A 20,470-nucleotide genomic window follows, 5' to 3' on the forward strand; every position below is an offset into this window, starting at 1 on the left:
AGGAAACCAGATCGAATTGCAACTATGAAACCTGCCAATTTAATTCTTCTTTTATTTTTACTCTTTCAGACGACTTTTATTTCCGCAATCGAAAAGCCGTTTGGGATTTTCGTCATTAATCACGACCGAAGTGAGTATCAGGCAATGAGCCAGAATTGGGACGTAGCATTTGATGAGCTTGGAAGGGCGTATTTCGGGAACAGTGGTGGTGTACTTGAATACAACGGGAAAGATTGGGTTTTGCATCAGCACAGATCTAAATCGGCAATTCGATCTCTGCTATTTGATGAGCAGAGTCAGAGATTGTATTCGGGGTGCTATGAAGATTTTGGATATTGGAAGAGGGACAGTTTAGGCGTACTAAATTATTATTCATTAGCCGAAAAATTAAACGATTACAAGTTCTCTAGTGAGAGAATTTGGTCCATTGTTAAGAGCGGAAAAGAAATACTTTTTCAGTCATTCCCAACACTTTTTATATACAATACGGAAACCGAAGAGGTAAAATCTGCAGCGCCGGGAGGTGAACTGATGTTTTTAGGAAAGGTAAATGATACAGTCTATTCAAGAGTTAGTGGTCGTGGAATTTGTAAGATCGAAGCCGGGGAGATTAAAGTTATTGATGATTCCGATTTTGCAAAAAATGCGACTATCCGTTTTTATTTACCCAACGAGCGTGGTATTATTGTTGGCGATGGGAAATCAGGACTTCATATTTTAAAGGATGGAAAAACTAAGAAATGGAATTGTGAAGCCAATAAGGTATTGTCTTCAAAAGATGTAAATTCTGCCGTTTCTATTGGTGATACTGCATATGCAATAGGAACTTTATTGGGTGGTTTATACATTATTAATCATGACGGTAAAATTCTTAGCCACATCGACCGACAGTCTAAATTAGAAAACAATACTGTTTTGGGAATGGCTCTCGATCATTCAGGAGATTTATGGCTGGGAATGGATAACGGATTGTCCTATGTCGACTTAAATTCGACCATTGAGTATAAAATTGATATGGATAATGCTCCATCAGCAATTTATTCTGTAATAAAACACAATGGATACATTTATATTGGAACAAACAATGGGGTTCTTTGCTCAAAATTTGATAAGGATTATGCAGATCTGGATTTCAGGGAATTATCCCTTTTAGAGGGAATTACCGGGCACATTTGGAAATTGGAAATTTTGAGGGGCGAACTCTTGTGTGGAAGTAATAATGGTATTTTCAAATTGGATCAGGGAAACTCTTATCCATTGTCAACAGCAATCGGAGGTACCGATTTTGAAATTATTGAAAAAAACGGGCAGGAATGGTTAATAGAGTCTACCTACTTCAAGATTAGAATGTTTAAAAGGGAAAATAACCAATGGGTTTTTTCTCATTTTGTTGATGGTTTCGAGGGATCGTGTCGCTTTATTGAGGTTGATCATGCAGGTTATATTTGGATTAGTCATGAAATTAAAGGCTTGAATCGTTTGAAGCTATCTGATGATTTTAGAAAGGTAGTATCCAACAAGTATTTTGGTTTGGAATCAGGCTTGCCTACAGAATATCAGCTGAATGTTTTTACAGTTAATAACCGGGTGGTTGTAACAACAGGAGAGGAGATTTATACTTACGATGATCTCACAGATAGAATGTTGCCTTTTAATAAGTTAAATAACACTCTTGGCCGTTTTAAAAAGGCTGTAAATATTGTAAATGCCGATCAAAACCATTTTTGGGCTATTGCTGATAATGAAGCTGCTTACATGAAAAACATAGCAGATTCGATGAGTTTTGTAAGAGCTTTCACCTTGGATAAGCAATTTTCATTTCCCGATAAGTATCAGAATATTTCAATTAACAAAGATGCCAGTGTTTTATGTCTGGAGAATGGCTTTGCTATCCTTCCCAATGAATCGAATGATGTATACAAGCATCAGCCATTGGTCATCACTCAAGTTGTAAAGGAGAAAAAAGGTGTCGATAACAAAGGAATTTTACTGCCTTTGCATAACAACAAGACTTTGGAACTAAAGAACAGAGATAATTCTTTGGAATTTACTATTAACTCGGTTAATTATGGACCTAATGATGTAACCTATCAATACCGTATTGTGAATCTTTACGACGATTGGATTGAAGATGAAACTGAAAATGTAAATACAATAAATGATATACCGCACGGAGAATATGTATACCAGGCCAGAGCTGTATTTTCCGACGGCAGCAGATCAAATGTGGTAGAATACCCATTCGTAATTTTGCCTTCTTGGTTTGCTTCAAAAACAGGCGTTGTTGTTATCATTTTGTCACTGGTGGTTTGTGTTGGTTTATTGATTGTTTTTAACAAACGCATTTTAGAGAAACAGACCTATATCATTGAGAAAAAACATACCGATCAGCACAAGAAAAACGAATCGACAATAGAGCAGCTTCAAAATGATGTTTTGCAGAAAGAACTGGAGAATCTGCAGGGAAAATTAACGGTTTCAGCCAATGCTCTGGTTGAGAAGGACAGATCGATAAATACAATAAAACGCGAATTGGAAGTTATGTTCCAAAAATTGGAAGGACGTTTTCCTCACCGCGATTACGATAAAATTTTGAAAGTAATAAACGGACAGCTGACTCAGAAAAAAGACATGCTCGATTTTGAGCGGCATTTTGCAGCATCTCAAAGTGGGTTTTACGATGAGTTGAGGCAGAATTATCCAAATTTAACTCCTGCGGATTTGCGTTTGTGTTCTCTCTTGAAAATGAATATGAATTCGAAAGAAATTTCAATACTTCTGGGAATTACAGTTCGAAGTGTGGAGGTGAGCAGATACAGACTACGAAAAAAAATGGAGTTGGAACCCGATGAAAATCTCACCAAAGTGATTATGAGGTATTAATTGATTTGTCAGTTAATTGAAACAGATTGAATATTTCGGTACAATTGTGCCGCTATATAAACGGATGTTACCGCTGCATTCGTATAAGCCGGTCATATTCTCACTATAAGCAAGCCGTTTATGCCAGAGTATGACTTGAATCTAAAAGAAACATTTTGGGAGGCATAATTTTGTTGGTGATTTAATATCTGCCGCAGACCTGTATGTTACCACCATAAGAATGTAACCTACTACTGTAGGAATGCAATCTACTACTGCAGGAATGTAACCTATTACTGTAGGGATGTAACCTATTACTGTAGGAATGTAATATACTACCACAGAACTGTATGATGTCACCGTAAGACTATATGTTGACACCACAGGACTATATATTACTATCGTTTAGTTGCGATTAATTATCGTGATGCAGGAATAAATTACTGTTTAAGTTGATTAATTATTGCAAAATGTAAATTATTATCACTATTTTTAAACATGACTTCGAATAAAACGATCCCCATCAACGAGCTGATCTTATCAGAAATGAAAAAGCAGGAAGTGAGCATATCTGCTATGGCTAAAAAGCTTGGTTTAAGTATAAATGCCACTTACAACACCCTAAAAAAGCCAGACATTCAAACCGATCGTCTGACTCAGATTAGTGAGATTCTTCAGGTGAATTTTTTTAAGATACTCGCCGGTGATCTCAATATTGAAAACCCAATCGATCCACAAATAGAGAAGCTTACTACTGAAAATAAAATTCTGAAAGAGGTAATTCGCCTTTTGGGTGGCAACAAATAATACTATTAAATATCAGGAGAGCTTAGAATAGCGGCTTGTTATGCTCATCCTGTAATCAAGCCACTTATGCCGGTGTCTGACTTTATTCTGAATCTAAAAGGACTATTTTAGAAGATGAGTTTTGATATTCTTTTTAACGAGGGAGAATTTCATTTTTCGTTGGCTGTAAAGCAAAAAAAACAGCGGTACAATTTAGAAACTGTACCGCCATAACTACTAAAACTAACTATTGATACACTAATGCTTAAAGTTAAATGAACGTTCGTTTGATTCTTCGGAGGAATTAGTACTTACCCAAAGTTTAAAATCACCATCCTCGGCAACGAAATTCATGTTAATATCGAAGAATTTTAAATCATCTTCCGAAACTGTAAATTGTATTTCTTTACTTTCTCCTGGCTCTAATCCTACTTTTTCAAATCCTTTTAATTCTTTCACAGGACGGGTTACACTTCCGTATAAATCCTGAACATACAATTGCACCACTTCTTCTCCGTAAACGTCTCCAGTGTTGCTTATTGTTGCATTTACTGTTAATTGCTCTCCTGACTTAAGAGTATTCGTATTTAATTTCACATCTTTTATCGAAAATGTGGTATAACTTAAACCATATCCAAAAGGATAAAGAGGGGAGTTTTCAACATCGATATAGGTGGATTTATAATCTGCGTCAGGATTATCTTTGGGGATTGGACGACCTGTGTTTTTAGCATTGTAATAAATCGGAACCTGACCAATGTTGCGTGGAAAAGATAAGGTTAGTTTCCCAGATGGATTGTAATCACCCGAGATTACGTCGGCAAGAGCATCTCCTGCTGTTGTTCCCAAATACCAGGCTTCTACAATTGCATCCATATTCTCATTTTCCCATGACAAATCCAGGGGACGTCCGTTCATAAGTACTAAACCTGTTGGTTTATTTAGTTTTTTAAGCTCTTTTAGAAAATCCTGCTGAACGCCTGGCAGTTGAATATTTGTTCTGCAGGCAGCTTCGCCTGACCAATTGAAATCTTCTCCCATGGCAACAAGAACAAGATCAGCTTTACCCGCAATACTTAATGCCGATTTAAATCCTGATTTATCGTTTCCTTTTAAATCGCAGGCGGGAGCATAGGTAAATTGAATATTTGAACCTTTGTATTTTTCTTGTAAACCATCAAATAAAGAAACACTTTGGTTTCTATCTCCGCGGCCTGCCCATTCTCCATTTAAGCTGGTCTGGTTTTTAATCATCGGACCAATTAAAGCGACTGTTTTTCCTGAAGATTTACCAATTGGGAATATGTTTTCGTTTTTCAATAAAACAACAGAACGTTTCGCAATATTTCTTGCTGATACCAGAAATTCCGGTCTCATTCGGGTTGATTCCTGTCTGGCTTCATCCATATATCGATAAGGATCGTCGAAAAGGCCAAGCAGGAATTTCATTTCCAGAATTCGACACACCGCGATATCTATGCTTTCCACACTTACTTTTCCGGCTTCAACCTGAGCTTTTAAGTTCTCCAGGTAAACACCACCTGTCATATCCATGTCAATTCCGGCGTTTACGGCCAATTCTGCAGCCTGAGCTTCGTTTTTTGCAATACCGTGTTCAACCAATTCGTTAATTGCAGTGTAGTCGGTAACTACGAAGCCTCTAAAGTCCCATCGGTCTCTAAGAACATCTTTGTATAAATATTTGCTCGCAGTACATGGTACGCCGCCAATTTCGTTAAAAGCAGTCATGAACGTAGCTACGCCGGCATCTTTGGCAGCTTTGAAAGGAGGAAGGTAGATTTCATTTAAAGTACGTTCCGAAACTTCAGCTGTATTGTAATCGCGGCCAGCTTCTGCAGCTCCGTATGCAGCAAAATGCTTGGCACAGGCCAGCACCGTATTGGTCGATTTTAAATCTTTCCAGCCTTCGCCCTGAAAACCTTTAACTCTTGCTATGGCAACCAGTTTCCCAAGATAAACATCTTCTCCGGCGCCTTCCATTACGCGACCCCAGCGTGCATCTCTGGCAATGTCAACCATGGGTGCAAAGGTCCATGAAATGCCCTCGGCGGCAGCTTCTGTTGCAGCTATCCGGGCACTTTCTTTTATTAAATCAAGATCCCAGGAACATGATTCTGCAAGCGACATTGGGAATATGGTTCTAAAGCCGTGAATTACGTCGTATCCGAAAAGTACAGGAATTTTTAGTCTTGATTCTGCCAGTGCAGCCTCCTGAAGTGGTCTGACTTTTTCAACAGTTGCTTCGTTAAACATACTTCCTACCAAACCTTTTTTAAGATAGGGCATTACCTCATTCTGCATTTCGGGTCCTGTAATATCACCTCTTCCTGAAAACTGAGTCATTTGTCCAATCTTCTCCTCTAATGTCATTAATGAGAGAACAGAATCAACTTTTCGTTCAATTTTGGCATCGCCGCTGTAACTCTTGTATTTCGATTTGGATGTATTGCATGAAAACATTGCAATGGATACCAATAGGATGAATAGTGTAAGCTTTGTTTTCATTTTTAGAATCATTTTCATTGTAATTTTTAATTAACTGTAATCGCTTTTTTTTGTTTGGATGCTTTCCTGTGATCAATTATTTACTCTTGCCAAAGAGCCACTTTAATAAATCAGGTTCTGCAAATGCCTGATCCCAACTATTGTGATTGGCCTCTGGATAAAGTGTGTATTTTGATTCCGTATTATATTTTTTTTGTTCATCGTAGACCTGTTGAGAATATTTTGGGGGTACAACATCATCTTTGGCCCCATGAAAAAACCAAATTGGAACATGAGAATATTTTGTGACCAATTCTGGGTTGTGTCCGCCGCAAATAACAGCTGCGGCAGTATACTTATCCGGCCAACGGTATAAAAATTCAAGCGTTCCTATTCCTCCCATCGATAAGCCCATGATGTAAATTCTCTTTGGGTCGATATTTTCTTCCTGTATTATTTTATTTACTAACTGATCGGCCATATAGGCTGGTTTTGTTGGTCCTGATTCCGTAGGGAATTTCAAAATCCAGTCTCCTTCTGCTGATTTTTCTTTTAATCGATGTGTCCACTTACTATCAGGAGGACACTGAGGAAAAACAACAATAGCAGGATACTCTTTTCGGTTTGTTTGATCCAGAAAAAGCTTCGCTCCATGAGTCAGCTGCTTTTGGTTGTCAGTCCCTCTTTCACCGGAACCATGAAGAAATAATACCAATGGATATGTCTTCCCTTTTTCCATGTTTTCGGGATAAAGGATTCGATATTTTAAGGTGTCCTGTCCAAGAATAAAATTGTTCTTTTGATACAGGTTTAAGTCTTGAGCATAAGTGTACCCTAAACTCAAAAAAAGGATCAATCCGAGAGATATAGTTTTAATTTTTTTCATTTTGATTTACGGATTCGTATTTTTTTAAAGTGTTTTTGATTGCTGATTTACTGTTCAATGATGAAATCCAGCTTATTTAATCCTTCTTTAACTTCGGGACAATTCATGAATAAATTCCAAAGTAAACCAGTTCTGTAGTTCTCAATCATGCATACAATAGGCCCCTGATCGATGGCTAAATAACTTCTTGGATACCAATTGTGCTCAACACTAAAAGCATCGTATGGACCATATTTACCAAAGGTTTTGTCTCCCAAATTGAAGTAAATATTTTTAGCCACTTTCATACATTCATCGGGGGCATAAGGGAAAGAGGACAGAGCTGCAGTGGGAGCGATGATTCCATAGTCTTTATCGGGATTATGAGCGGCATAACCCAAATAGAGATCACTTGCAATCAAATCATTTCGTTCTCTTCCTCCACCATCTTCCCATTCGCTGTAACCTTTTATGGAATAGCTGGCTGTTAATCCCCACAGATTTTCGCCATATCCATCAAACTTTTTAGGGTTTTGAATGCAATAGGCACGATTCATTAGGGTGTGCGCAACATTAATATCCCAATAGTTGGCATATTTATCGGAACTGATACTTGGATTAAAACCTAAATAGGAATAGTGTGCCCAAAACAAAGGTCCGCCTGCTGAAGGATTGCCATTGTGTTTTAGATCCAATGTGTATCCGTATTTTGAACTTGGCTGAACAATGTCTCCATTTCGGGCCCAACCTTTGTGATATGAATCGGCTTTGATGGAATAGTTAGGAGATGAGGCTCCTGTGATGTACGTGATTAAACATTCATTGTAGCCTTCCAAAGGAAAATTCATTTGCCAGGCATAGTTTGGAGACCAATGCCAGTAAAGTACATCACTGCCGTCTTTCTCGTACCAGTTAAATTCTATGTCATGCCAAAGGGTTTTAATTCTTTCGCTTAATTGTTTTTCTCTTTCTGATCCGGTTTTAAAGTATTCCTGAACACAGATTAAACCCTGTGCAAGAAAGGATGATTCAACCAAATCACCGCCGTTATCTTTCTCCCCAAAGGGAACTACTTTCCCTGTTTTTCCATCCATCCAATGTGGCCAGGCTCCGTGAAAACGATCTGCTTCTTCCAAGAAACCGGCCATTTTTTCAAATCGCTGCACGCCTTCTTCACGGGAAATAAATCCTCTGTCGATTCCAACAAGTATAGCCATAAGCCCGAAACCCGAACCTCCGGTTGTTACAACATGCTGATCGTTTTGCGGATAAATACCTGACAGATTAATTCGCTCAGGAGCCAAACCCGAATTGGGTTCTGCGCCATCCCAGAAATACTGAAAAGTATAATACTGAATGGTATCCAATAACATTTCATCGGATAATCCCTGATAAATTCTTGGGCCATTATTACCAGTTTCCTCTTCGGGAATATTTACTTCTTTATCTTTACCACATGATGAAAGAAGCATGAAAAGAGATAGTAAAATTGTATAATTCATAACTTGTTGTCTTATTTTACTTCAATAACCTGAGCAGTTTTCGAAATACCATTTTCATTAAATGCTTCAATTGTAATATAGTAGGTCTTGTCAGAATCTAGTGATTTAAGCAAATGTTCATTTTTACCATAAATCATCCATGAATTATATAGCTTGTCCGGAGCGATTCCCCAAATGATATTATATCCCTGGCAGTTTTCCTCTTGTTTCCAGCTGATTTTTGCATCGCGTCGGTCTTTTAAGCGTTCAACGCTAAAGTTCTTCACTGTTGATGGTGCTTTGCCTGAAGCATTTCCAAATATTCGAATATCCGAAATTGCAAGCGATGGAGTAGGAACCTCAATATTGGTATACTTTATAAATCTTGCCTTATAGGCCTGATCCAGTTCAACGTAATCGTTGGGAGTGTCTTTAAAGCTTTTGGACTTGTCAATCAGTGATTTCCAATTTGATCCATCAAGAGAGTATTCAATCAGATATCGATGTTTCAAATTTTCATATCTGCCATACATATCCGATTTGTAATCGTGAAAATTGATTTGAATCGCTTTTACATCCATTGGTTTTTCCAGGTCGATAATAAACCATTCTCCGCCTGTGTTTGTTTCTGACAGCCAGAATGTTTTCACATTTTCATCCGTTAGGTTTTCAATTCCTTCGGGAGATGAACTTTTAACGGGTTTATGGTATGATAAAAGCATCCATCCACGAAATTTGCCGGTTTTTTCTTTTGAATTTGGGGCATAATGTGGATAATCTCCAAACCGGGTATTGCTGTACATGAGTCCGTCTTCATCAAAGAAAATAGGATGCATACAAAGTCTGCGTTCCCAGATTTCGGTAACAGAAAGTGCCATGGAACCAAAATGCCAATAAGCACCTGAGGTTGTTTTGACGATGCTTCCATGTCCGGCTCCGTTCATGAATCCCCCGGGCTTGTATACTACCGGATTATGAGCTTGGTAGGTATAAGGTCCCATTGGATTTTTAGAGGTGTAAACACCATCGGCATAAACATTAAATTCTGTTCCTGGTGCCGCATACATCATGTAATAAGTTTCTTTGTGCTTTGTTAGCCAGGCACCTTCCATATATCCTTTAAGCAGGGTATCCGAATGGTTTTCTCCAAATCGTTCCCATCCGTGTATTTCCTGATTAAGGCTGAATAATTCAGTGGTGTTTTTTTTGGCAATAAATCTTTTGTTTTTGTCTAACTTTTTGGCTCTGATCGGAAATTTATTGGAAGATCCCCAAAAGATATAAGCCTGGTCATCATCATCAATAAACAGATCTGGATCTTGAAGATCAGTAAGAATGGCAGGGACAATTTTCCAATCTCCTTTTTTAGGATTATCGGTATATAATACACTCATTTGTCCTGAAGGATCACCGGTTACGTATAGAACCGAGTCTTTGTAGTTGTGAGCAGCAGGAGCATTGCATCCCTGAAAATACCATTTTTCCGGTTGAATGAAATCCCAATTTTGTAAATCGGTTGAATGCCAGTAACCCAATGAACGGGTAACAAACATGTAATATTCACCACGAAATTCCACCACAGCCGGATCTGCTCCAGAGCGATAAGAAAGGTCGTTTTGGGAATTATAAATCATGTAGGTGTAGTCAACATTTAGCGGATTGCAATAAGTTTCAGCTGTACGCTGAGCAAAAGTTGCAGCACTTACAAAAGTTAAAAGGATGGTTAATAGTCTGAGCATTGGTTTTAATTCTGGTTGAGTAATATTGTATTCCAGAGGCTTCTGGTTTTGAGAAACCTCTGGAATTAAGAATTCTAAACAGAGAGATTACTTCTCTGCGTCATATATTGTTTGAATCTCTTCCTGGCTAAGCGCCTTGTTAAATATGCGCAACTCATCAAGGAAACTTGAATCGGATAAATGATTCCAGTAACTGAAAGTTTCGCCTCCGGCACCAATCGTCATTGTGGTACATCCGGTCCAGTCAATAGCTTTAGAAAGATCTGAGGATAACATTTCCACACCGTTGAAATAAATTGTGCTTTTTGTTAGGGAAACGGTGACTGCAATTTGAATCCACTCGCCGGCAGTTACATCGATAACACCACCATCATTCCAAACTTCTGCTGTTTCGGTCCCAACATTTAATTTTATTCTTTGTTCGGTTGCACTGCCTTCCCGCAACAATCTAAAGCCTTGGTTGCGATTTTCGGGAATGTTATTTCCAACTACGAGAATTCCAGCGCGGTTCGGACTAGGGTTTACTTTATACCAAAATACAGTACTAAACTCTTCTCCAAACAGCCCTTCGATAGGAAAAGTAAGGTAAGAATCAGTGGCTCCAGCAAAAGCATCACTTCCAAGTACACTTTCGCCCGCAAAACCTGTTGTGCCTACTACTGTGGCGTCATTGTAGCTAATTAAATCGGTATTGCCTCCATCGAAAGGCATATAGAATGTTTCACCGTATTTTGGCTGGTATGGATTGGTAACATTAATCATATCTTGAATCTCGTCTGCAGTTAGTGCTTTATTGAATAAACGGAGTTCATCCATAGCACTTCCATCAGATTTGTGATCCCAATAGCTAAATGTTTCGCCTCCAGAACCAATTGTCAATGTTTCGCATCCAGTCCAATCAACACCTGCATCCATAGGGGAAGAGCTCATTTCAACGCCGTTAAAGAATATTGTACATTGTGTTTGTGAAATGGTAAAAGCGATGTGAACCCATTCTCCGGCGGCAACGTCAATAACATCACCATTATTCCAAACTTCAGCAGTACCAATACCTACATTAAGCTTAATTCTTTGCTCGGCACCATTTCCTTCTCTGAGTAATCTAAATCCCTGATTACGATTTTCAGGGGTATCATTTCCAACAACCAAAATACCTGCCCGATCCGGCGATGGATTCACCTTGTACCAGAATGCAGCAGTAAATTCAGGTGTAAGCATTGAAGCAATTGGGTAAGTTAGATAAGAATCGGTGGTTCCTGAATAAGAATCCGTTCCGATTATACTTTCCCCGGCAAAACCAGGAGATCCAACCTTAGTTGCCTGTACGATATTTACCAATTCATAATAATCTCCATCAAATGGCATGTAGAACAATTCTCCATCGAATAATGGTGTGTAAGGAGGTTCTTTTGAGAAATTTACCGAGGATGTGGTACTTTTACCTTCCAAATCAGTTGCTGTCACAGTCATAATGTGATCTCCTGTATTTACATTGTCATAGGTAAATTTTTCAAGAGCAATTCGATAATCAGTAAATGTAGTAAAACCGGCTATTTCAGTTCCATCCATTAGCACAGATATGCTTCCAATTTCAATATCATCTGTTACTTTAATATCAATGTCAATTGATGTTACCAAATCAAGAACTTTTATGATTGTTCCTTCAGTAGGGTAGTTTATTTTGACTACGGGGGCAGTTTCATCCACTCCTGGTTTCACTGCTGTAATCGGATCAATTCCTTCGTCGCATGCCGTAGCAAATACGAGAGCAATCATTACAATTAGTATATTTTTAAATAATTTCATATGATTATTATTTGTTTCTGTTTGCCATATGGAACTCCCAAATTACACTCATTCTCTTGTGTGTAATTTTTTTACATGGTCGTTTCATTTTCTTCATTTTAATGATCAAAATTATTAGTTGCTGCCTTTTAAGACTGGAAGTAAATCAACTTGATTTTGAGGATATGGTAAATAAATCAAATCAGCATTAAAGGTTCTTCCTTCGTAGCTTAACTCGTTGTATTTTTCAAGACGAACCATATCAAAAAAGCGTGTTCCCCATTCCATGGCTAACTCAGCAAATTTCTCATCCATAACCTGTGCATTTGTAACTCCTGAAATTGATGTTAAACCAGCTCTTTCCCGAACTAAATTAACCGCAGCATCTGCAGATATTGATGTGCTTGATGCGCCTTGAGTTATTGCTTCGGCGTGCATTAACAGGATTTCAGCATAACGAATGCAGGTGAAGTTTTTGTTTGTACCGTATGTAGTACGTCCAGGTGTAAGTTGATCTGATGGTAAATAGTGCTTGCCGCTGGCAAAAAGTGCACGGGCATAATCATTAATAACATCTCCCGATCGGGTTGTATTGGAAACCCATGCAGGTAGTGTTGCATAATTCGGATCTTTTTGAATTTCAGCAATACCTCTGTCTGTAAATAATACACTGGTTTCCAAACGAACAGTCTCACCTCTGTCAAGCATGAATTTGATGTACTTTAAGCTAGGTTCCCAAAATCCCCAACCACTGCCGGCTCCTTCAACTTTTGGAGTCCAGCTTTGCGGTCCAAAGAATTCGAACAGGTAACTTTTGCTATCTCCTGAAGCTTGTCCAAAGTCAGAATATTGCATTTCCAATAAATTCTCATTGTTTAGCTTCCCGGGAATTTTAAACAGCTCGTAAAAATCAGCTTCCAAGCTAAATTTAGCGGAACTGATAATTTGCGAAGTAGCATCAGCAACTGCCTGATAATTTTTTAACTCCAAATTGGCAAGCGCTTTAATTGCAAGTGCAGTGTATTTAGTAACGCCGCCACGAATATCGGTTCTTTGATTCGGATTCATATCCGGTAAGAAAGGAATTGCCTCGTCCATTTGATCAGAGATGTGCTGCATTACATCATTTTTTGATGTGATATCTGCAACCAATAATTCTGTTGGATCAGAACTGGTTGGAATCAGAATACCTCCCCATGTTCGGGATATATTAAAGAGAATCCAGCTACGAATTGTTTTTGCTTCTGCAATGTACTGGTCTGCCAAGCTTTGGTTCCCGGTTTCATCAGCATACAATTGAATTTGCTCCATTGTACTGTGAGAGGTAATTACATCGCGGTATTCACCTTCCCAGGCGGAATTGTACATCCAAAAATCCTTGTTGTAATTGTACATGTCAGTCTCGGCAAAATCTTGCTGATCACCTAAACCTCCTGCATTCACATCATCTCCCCGAACAGACATTAATGGATTTGCTTCCCAGCCTTTATTATTGAATTCTGCATAAAGACCAATTAAGGGTGAAATCATATTTTCAGCAATAGAATAGTCAGTGCTGTCTGTAATGGCAATATTCTCGGCTGGTTCGTCTAATTTGTCATCGCAGGCTGTTGCAAATAGAATTGCAGCGGCTGCAAAGGTGATCTGTATAGAATATTTAAATAGTTTCATGATGAAATGTTTTTTCGAATTAAAAATTAACATTTAAGCCAAGTGTATATACTGCAGGAATAGGATAGGTTTGTGTATCAATTCCATTTTCTACTTCAGGATTAAATCCATTGTAGCTAAATACGGTTAAAGGACGATCTGCAGTGAATGAAATTCTAGCTTCAGGAACTTTTACACCAAACATTACCTTTTGTCTTATATTGTAAGCAACTTGAATGTTTTGAATTCTGAAATAGGATCCATCTTCAACAAAATAATCACTCATCTTTTGATTCCAGCCTTTTCTTAATCCTGCAGAGGAAGGATATTTATTTGATGTTCCCTCACCATGCCAACGATTTTTTGCAAGATCAGCATCCAGGTTTCCATCATTTGTCCAGATTAACTCACCGCGTTTACGATTGAGAATTTTGTTTCCAGTCTGTCCTAAAATATTCATTGTGAATTCCCAGTTCTTGTAAGTTATGCCAAGATTTGCACCGTACATGAAATTTGGAAAATAAGAGCCTAAAACAACTCTGTCGTCATCATCAATTTTTCCATCCTTGTTTTGATCTTTGTATTTTAAATCACCGGGAGCTAAGCCATTTTCCACGGCAACAGGATCAGCAGCGACTTCAGCCTCGTTTTGATAAACACCAACTACCTCACGTCCGAAAAATGCCAATAATGGTTCACCTACAATTGAACGTTGACGAAATTCTGCTTGTCCACCGTCAATATATGGCTGACCAAATAAATCCCTTACTTCGTTTTTAAGAGTAGCAAAGTTTGCTCCGATTGAGTATTTTAAATCTTTTGTAATATTGTCACTCCAATTCAAAGCCAGCTCGAATCCCGAGTTTCTGATTTCTCCGGCATTTTTTCTTACTGTGCCTCCTACAAGAGGATTGGTAACATCAATAACTGCATTTTTTGTGTCGCGGATATAATAATCAGCATCTACAGATAGTCTGTTAGCAAGAAGAGTTGTCGTAACACCAAAGTTTGTTTCTTCGGTAACTTCCCATTTAAGAGAAGAGTAGGTACTCGAGGTTGTTGTTCCGGAAACTAAAACACCATCAATAGCAGTTGTTACAACATTGGTTGAATTAGCACCATCGCTGGCCGCGATTTTATTATTTCCCAGTTTACCCCAACTTGCGCGAAATTTTAAAAAGTCAACAAATTCGATATCCTTCATGAAGCTTTCTTCAGATAGAACCCAACCAGCACCAACAGTTGGGAAATAACCCCATTTTTCCTGATACTTTGAGCTGCCATCAGCTCTCATTGTTCCGTATAGTAAATATTTGTTGTTGAAGTTATAAGACATTCTTCCAAAATAGGACATGCCATATTGTTTTCTTCCGTCATCATTAACACTATCAGATGGTTTACTCTTAGATTTACTAATGTACCAGTTTTCTTCCAGTCCGGAGGGGAAATTTAAACCGGTTGCACTAAGATAATTCCATGTTTCATCCCTGTAAGATGATCCGGCCATAAGTGTAAGATTATGACCACCAAAGCTATCGGTATAGGTTAAAATATTATCCCAGGTCTGGTTTGTTGTAGTTTGAGAGTTTTTTTGAACTGAGTCATCAGTGCGTTTAAAATTAGTGCTGACAAAATAGGCAAGATCAACAAAACGTCCTTCCTGAGAAGTGAAATCCTGACTGTAAGTTGTTTTGAAATTTAATTTTTTGGGTATTAGGTCCAGTTTAGCATAGAAATTTGCAAGAATTTTTTTTGTTCTAATACGATTTTCACTTAAATCCATTGTTGGAAATGGGTTTTTACCTCCCCGATACCCCAAGTCCTCAGCACTAGCATATCTTGTTGGGCTTGCAGCAGTATTTAGTTCATCGTAAACAGGCATAATTGGTACCGCAAAATAAGCAACATTCCAAGCTGCTGATTCAGGTTCATATTTCGTTGCGTTACTTAAAATTACATTGCCACCAATTGTGAACCATTCATTTGCCTGAAAGTCAATTTTTGAACGAAGATTAAAACGTTCATACTCATTCTTCATATTCAAAACACCTTCCTGGGTAAAGAAACTTGTTCCTATTGAGTAGGTCGTATTCTCGTTACCTCCGGATACACTTAAACTATGATTTTGAATAGCAGCAGTACGCATAATCTCGTCATACCAATCTGTATTTACGTTTGGTACATTTGGATTTGTACGACTTCTGCCGTATCGCTGCATCGCATTTAATATGAACTGTTCATCTGCCGCCGATCCTGATTCTAAGGCCATATTCGTGTATTGCTCAGCATTCGCCATTTTCAATACATTCTGGGCCACTTGATATCCGTAATAGCCATTGTAATTGATTTGGGCTTTTTGATTTCGTTTACCGGATTTGGTTTCAATTAATACAACTCCATTTGCAGCCCGCACTCCATAAATTGCTGCGGCTGAAGCATCCTTAAGTACTGAGGTTGATTCAACATCAGCTGTATTTAAAAAATCGATGTTGTCGTAGAATACTCCATCGACAACATACAAAGGTCCTTCATTGTCGTGTCCGGGATAAGAACCAATACCACGAAGGCGTATGGTTGGTGATTCACCCGGAGCCCCGGAACTAATAACCTGAAGTCCGGCAACTTTCCCCTGTAACGATTGCATAACGTTACCAGAAGGAGTTTTGACCAAGTCTTCTGATTTTACTGTTGTTATTGATGAGGTTAGATCTTTTACGCTCATCTTTCCGTATCCAATAACAACTACTTCATCTAGACCCGTGGTAGATTCAAGTAAAGACACATTAATCAAGGTCTGATTATTTACAGGGATTTCCTGTGTTTTCATACCAATAAAACTGTAAACGAGTGTAGCATTGCTTAAAGCTTCAATGCTGTAGTTCCCATCAATATCTGTTACGGTTCCTGAAGTGGTTCCTTTAACAAATACGGTAACACCAATTAATGGCATTTCAGATTGGTCTGTAACTATACCTGTAATATTAGTATTGCTTTGTGCAAATACAGATATAGAAAACAACAAAAGAATTAGGTTAGATAATAGTAATCTCATGCTCTTTTATTTTTGATTATTAATAACCTCATAAAGGTCGGCCTATATAGGTGTTTATTCCAAATTGATCGTGTTTATTAAACCTCAACAGAAATAATAATTAACACAACATTGCCACTACGTGTGATTGTTAAGCGTCTTTAAGTTAGGTGTTTTACCTGTGTTAAAAAATGTGAAATATTTTGAGGAAATAGTGTCTTTAAACGATATTTTGATATTTAGGTAGTGAGTATGTTGGGGTAATAATTTGAATTTTAGTTCGATTAAATAAATCATAATTGAATTATGAGAGGCTGAAAAGTATTATTTTACGAAATCGTTTTCGATTTTGTGGCTGTATTTAAGGTATTGAAAAAAATGATTGTTGTTAATTTATTAATTAACAAATTCAGCCACATCTTTATTTAGTCTGTATTTTAATAAAAATTAAACAAATGAGCAATTTGTTCATATCCTGTCGTTTATGTGTTTTTTTGAAGAGTAAAGCGAATCGATTTGCAAAAAGCCAAACTTTAATCGTTAAATTTACGTAATTAAAGTAAAAAAATGAGCCTTTCATCAAATGGCAAGTACCTGGAGATTTGGAGTAGATGGTTTTAACGAAAGAGTGAAGAGTGAATATGAAAAGATTTCTACAGCTTATTTGTGTTACGATAGTTATAGGATTTAGTTATTATTCTGGAACAGCACAAATCGTGCGACCAGTTAATGATACAACTATTTGTGTAGGTGAATCTGTTATCTTGGAAGCACAAACAGGTTCATACATGTATAATTGGAGTACCGGACAACTGTCAGCTGCAATCAGTGTTTCTCCGGTAATAACGACCACATACAATCTTCGTGTTTTTGTTCCGGATACAGGAACTGAGTTAATTACCAATGGTGATTTTGATCTTGGAAACACTGGTTTTTATAGTGAATATATTTATTGTCCGGATCCAGTATTTTCTCTTGCCAATCCTTCAGCTAGTGAATCTTTATATCAAGAGGGAAGATATGCTGTTGACAGCAATCCTCAGGCTTATCACCCCAATTTTTCAGCATGCTCTGGCCATACAGGAAATAGTCCTGATAAAATGCTGATTGTTAATGGTGCTCCTGATGAAAATGTAGTTGTTTGGAGTCAGATAATTACCGTAAATCCCAACCAGTATTATGCTTTTTCAACTTGGGCGGCTAATGTTCATCCAACCAACCCGGCCAGACTTGAGTTTATGATTGATGGAGTTTTGATGGGTGATTACATAGAACCTGGTGTTGGTTTAACTTGTAATTGGGAAGAGTTTTATTCTTTATGGTATTCAGGTACAAAAACATCTATTGAAATCTCAATTGTAAATAAGAATTTAATTCGAAGTGGTAATGATTATGCTTTAGATGGGATTTCTTTTAATCCTTTGGTTGAAGTACCGGATAGCAGAACAGTTACAGTAATTGAACCGGCAACTATTGATGCGGGGGCTGATATTACCATGTGTGGGAATGAAACAGCAAGCGTGAGCGCAACAGTTTCCAACCAAACAGGTTTTTTGTGGTCGACTTCAGGTGATGGTACTTTTTCTAATCCTTCAAATGTTAATTCGACTTATATACCAGGAACTAATGATGTAGCTACCGGTAGTGTAATACTTACAGCAACAGCTAATTCGAATTCTCCTTGTGGAGCTGTCTCTGATTTTTTAACTCTTAATTTGAATCCTGTTCCATTTATTGGTTTTGGTGATAATCAGGCATCTTGTGGCGGCGGAAATGTTATTTTAGATGCGGGGAATGCAGGTTCAATCTATTCATGGAATACAGGGGAAACTTCCCAAACCATTGAAGTGTCAACAGCCGGAACCTATTCCGTTGAAGTGACAAATTCTTTTAATTGTGTTGAGACTGATACTGTTTATGTTGGTTTCTACGCAAATCTAGCAATTGATTTGGGACCTGATCAAACAGTATGTTCAGGAAATCCGGTTGTGTTAAATGCCGGTATTTCAGGTGCAGCTTATCTTTGGAGCACAGGCGAAACAACACAAGAAATCATTGTGTATGGTGATGGTAATTATTCAGTTACTGTCACAAATTCATATGGTTGTAATGCAACAGATGATATTAATGTGACTCTGGTTCCGCCTCCGGTGGTTGATTTAGGACCCGATCAGGTTTTGAACGCAGGTGACGTAATCCGATTGGATGCAGGAAGTCATTTTTTCTATGTTTGGGATGACGGATCAAGAAACAGATATCTGGATGTTGATAAACCTGGTTTGTATGCTGTTCGTGTTTATGATATGAACGGTTGTTCGGCAATGGATATGGTGAATATTACAAGTGCTGCAGGTACTGTTCCTAATGTAACTTTAAATGATACTGTAATTTGTCGGGATGAATCTGTTGAACTTTATGCTGGAAATGATTTTCTGTTTAATTGGGATGTTGATGGTCTTTCTTCCAGAGTGGTCGTTTCGCCGGATTCAACAACAACATACCATTTACGTGTTTTTTATATCGATGAGACTTTGGAGTTGGTTGATAATGGCAATTTTACTTTAGGGAATATAGGTTTTCAAAGTGACTACTACTATTGTTCAAGTACTTCAAGTTGGTCGTGTAGAAGCCGTTCAAGTAAATATACGGTTAGTCCTAATACTCGGGCATTTGGATCAGATAAAAGCAGCTGTATAGGTGTTACTGGAAATTCTCCCGATAATGTAATGGTTGTTGAAGGTGGATCTGTAAATAATACAGTTTGGGAGCAGTCTATTACCGTAGATCCAGATAGCTATTACGTATTTGCATTGAATATTACAAATCTTAAAAATGATAGTTTTGATGATTTTGAGCTAGTTGTTAATGGTGTTGTAATCGAAAGCTTTAGTACCAATTCTCCTTGTAATTGGGATAAATATCAAAGACTGGTTTATTCTGATAACTCAAGTTCTTTAAATGTTCAAATCAATAATACAAGCACAACGGGTGTTGATAATGCTTTTGCTTTGGATGGCATTAGTATGTTTAAGTTATCTGAAATTCCTCTTGATGTAACTGTTGGAGTAATTCAACATGTTACGGCGAATGCAGGAATTGATTTAACGATTTGTGAATCAGGGACTGCGTCTTTAAATGGGGTGGTTACAAATGCATCATCCTATCTTTGGAAAAGTTTAGGCGATGGAACTTTTGATAACTCCAGTCTGTTAAATGCAATTTATACTCCCGGGATTACCGATATCGCAAATGGTTTTGTCGATTTAGAACTCAGTGCACAGCCAATAATTCCTTGTGTCGATCCTGCTAAAGATACCGTTCGTATTGATATCAATAGTAATTTGAATGTTGATTTGGGGGCGGATCAGGCAATCTGTCAGGGAAATACAGTTAGCCTGGATGCTGGTCATCCTGGTTCTGCTTATTTATGGAGCACAGGCGAAACTACTCAAACAATAACGGTTTCAACTTCGGGTAATTATTCTGTTAATATAACCGATGTAAATGGATGTTTGGGTAGTGATAATATGAATCTAACGGTTCATTCAAATCCGATTGTTGATTTAGGGCCAGATCAACAAGAATGTAATGGGAATAATATCATGTTCGATGCTGGTCATCCAGGATCTACATATTTGTGGAACACAGGCGAAACCTTGCAAGGAATTTTGGTGACCACTTCCGGGAATTATTCTGTTGTGATGACTGATACCAACGGCTGTTCCGCAACAGATGATGCCAATGCAATCATAAACCCGAACCCAAC

10 protein-coding genes are annotated in these 20,470 nt (G+C 38.0%); 3 read left to right on the plus strand and 7 right to left on the minus strand.

Annotated features, from left to right (window positions below; translation table 11 throughout):
• Window positions 1-24: 24 nt before the first annotated feature.
• Window positions 25-2,883 carry a helix-turn-helix and ligand-binding sensor domain-containing protein gene (locus tag QUH73_RS17310; RefSeq protein ID WP_289531690.1) on the plus strand — a complete coding sequence of 953 codons (2,859 nt, stop codon included), beginning with the start codon at window positions 25-27 and terminating at the stop codon, window positions 2,881-2,883.
• Window positions 2,884-3,360: 477 nt separating this feature from the next.
• On the plus strand, window positions 3,361-3,669 hold the full coding sequence (locus tag QUH73_RS17315) for a hypothetical protein (RefSeq protein ID WP_289531691.1): 309 nt from the start codon (window positions 3,361-3,363) through the stop codon (window positions 3,667-3,669).
• A 237-nt stretch (window positions 3,670-3,906) separates the two neighbouring features.
• Here QUH73_RS17315 and bglX read toward each other — a convergent pair whose 3' ends face one another.
• The 7 genes from bglX to QUH73_RS17350 form a co-directional block, all read right to left on the minus strand.
• On the minus strand, window positions 3,907-6,174 hold the full coding sequence (bglX, locus tag QUH73_RS17320; RefSeq protein ID WP_289531692.1) for a beta-glucosidase BglX: 2,268 nt from the start codon (window positions 6,172-6,174) through the stop codon (window positions 3,907-3,909).
• Window positions 6,175-6,250: 76 nt separating this feature from the next.
• Entirely contained in the window at window positions 6,251-7,039 is a 789-nt protein-coding gene (locus QUH73_RS17325; RefSeq protein WP_289531693.1) for an alpha/beta hydrolase-fold protein, read from the minus strand.
• 47 nt (window positions 7,040-7,086) lie between these two features.
• The gene (locus tag QUH73_RS17330) at window positions 7,087-8,520 is read right to left on the minus strand and encodes a glucoamylase family protein (RefSeq protein ID WP_289531694.1); all 1,434 of its coding nucleotides are present in this window, start codon (window positions 8,518-8,520) and stop codon (window positions 7,087-7,089) included.
• An 11-nt stretch (window positions 8,521-8,531) separates the two neighbouring features.
• Window positions 8,532-10,238, minus strand: a complete 1,707-nt coding sequence (locus tag QUH73_RS17335) for a family 43 glycosylhydrolase (RefSeq protein WP_289531695.1) — start codon at window positions 10,236-10,238, stop codon at window positions 8,532-8,534.
• An 87-nt stretch (window positions 10,239-10,325) separates the two neighbouring features.
• Complete coding sequence (locus tag QUH73_RS17340) at window positions 10,326-12,044, minus strand: LamG domain-containing protein (RefSeq protein ID WP_289531696.1); 1,719 nt, start codon at window positions 12,042-12,044, stop codon at window positions 10,326-10,328.
• A gap of 114 nt (window positions 12,045-12,158) precedes the next feature.
• Window positions 12,159-13,694 (minus strand): RagB/SusD family nutrient uptake outer membrane protein, encoded by a 1,536-nt coding sequence (locus QUH73_RS17345; RefSeq protein ID WP_289531697.1) that lies wholly within the window; start codon window positions 13,692-13,694, stop codon window positions 12,159-12,161.
• Between the two features lie 19 nt (window positions 13,695-13,713).
• The gene (locus tag QUH73_RS17350) at window positions 13,714-16,725 is read right to left on the minus strand and encodes a SusC/RagA family TonB-linked outer membrane protein (RefSeq protein WP_289531698.1); all 3,012 of its coding nucleotides are present in this window, start codon (window positions 16,723-16,725) and stop codon (window positions 13,714-13,716) included.
• Between the two features lie 620 nt (window positions 16,726-17,345).
• On the opposite strand from QUH73_RS17350, the gene QUH73_RS17355 reads away from it, so the two are divergent.
• Window positions 17,346-20,470, plus strand: a 3,125-nt coding sequence (locus tag QUH73_RS17355; protein WP_289531699.1) for a hypothetical protein, incomplete at its 3' end; no start/stop codon positions are given.

Origin of the sequence: Labilibaculum sp. K2S, from assembly GCF_030372765.1 — a bacterium.
Classification (GTDB): domain Bacteria; phylum Bacteroidota; class Bacteroidia; order Bacteroidales; family Marinifilaceae; genus Labilibaculum.

Bases quoted from the DNA above. Each gene is read 5' to 3' on its own strand.
- QUH73_RS17310 (WP_289531690.1), top strand. From the start codon at position 25: ATGAAACCTGCCAATTTAATTCTTCTTTTATTTTTACTCTTTCAGACG.
- QUH73_RS17315 (WP_289531691.1), top strand. From the start codon at position 3,361: ATGACTTCGAATAAAACGATCCCCATCAACGAGCTGATCTTATCAGAA.
- bglX (WP_289531692.1), bottom strand. From the start codon at position 6,174: ATGAAAACAAAGCTTACACTATTCATCCTATTGGTATCCATTGCAATG.
- QUH73_RS17325 (WP_289531693.1), bottom strand. From the start codon at position 7,039: ATGAAAAAAATTAAAACTATATCTCTCGGATTGATCCTTTTTTTGAGT.
- QUH73_RS17330 (WP_289531694.1), bottom strand. From the start codon at position 8,520: ATGAATTATACAATTTTACTATCTCTTTTCATGCTTCTTTCATCATGT.
- QUH73_RS17335 (WP_289531695.1), bottom strand. From the start codon at position 10,238: ATGCTCAGACTATTAACCATCCTTTTAACTTTTGTAAGTGCTGCAACT.
- QUH73_RS17340 (WP_289531696.1), bottom strand. From the start codon at position 12,044: ATGAAATTATTTAAAAATATACTAATTGTAATGATTGCTCTCGTATTT.
- QUH73_RS17345 (WP_289531697.1), bottom strand. From the start codon at position 13,694: ATGAAACTATTTAAATATTCTATACAGATCACCTTTGCAGCCGCTGCA.
- QUH73_RS17350 (WP_289531698.1), bottom strand. From the start codon at position 16,725: ATGAGATTACTATTATCTAACCTAATTCTTTTGTTGTTTTCTATATCT.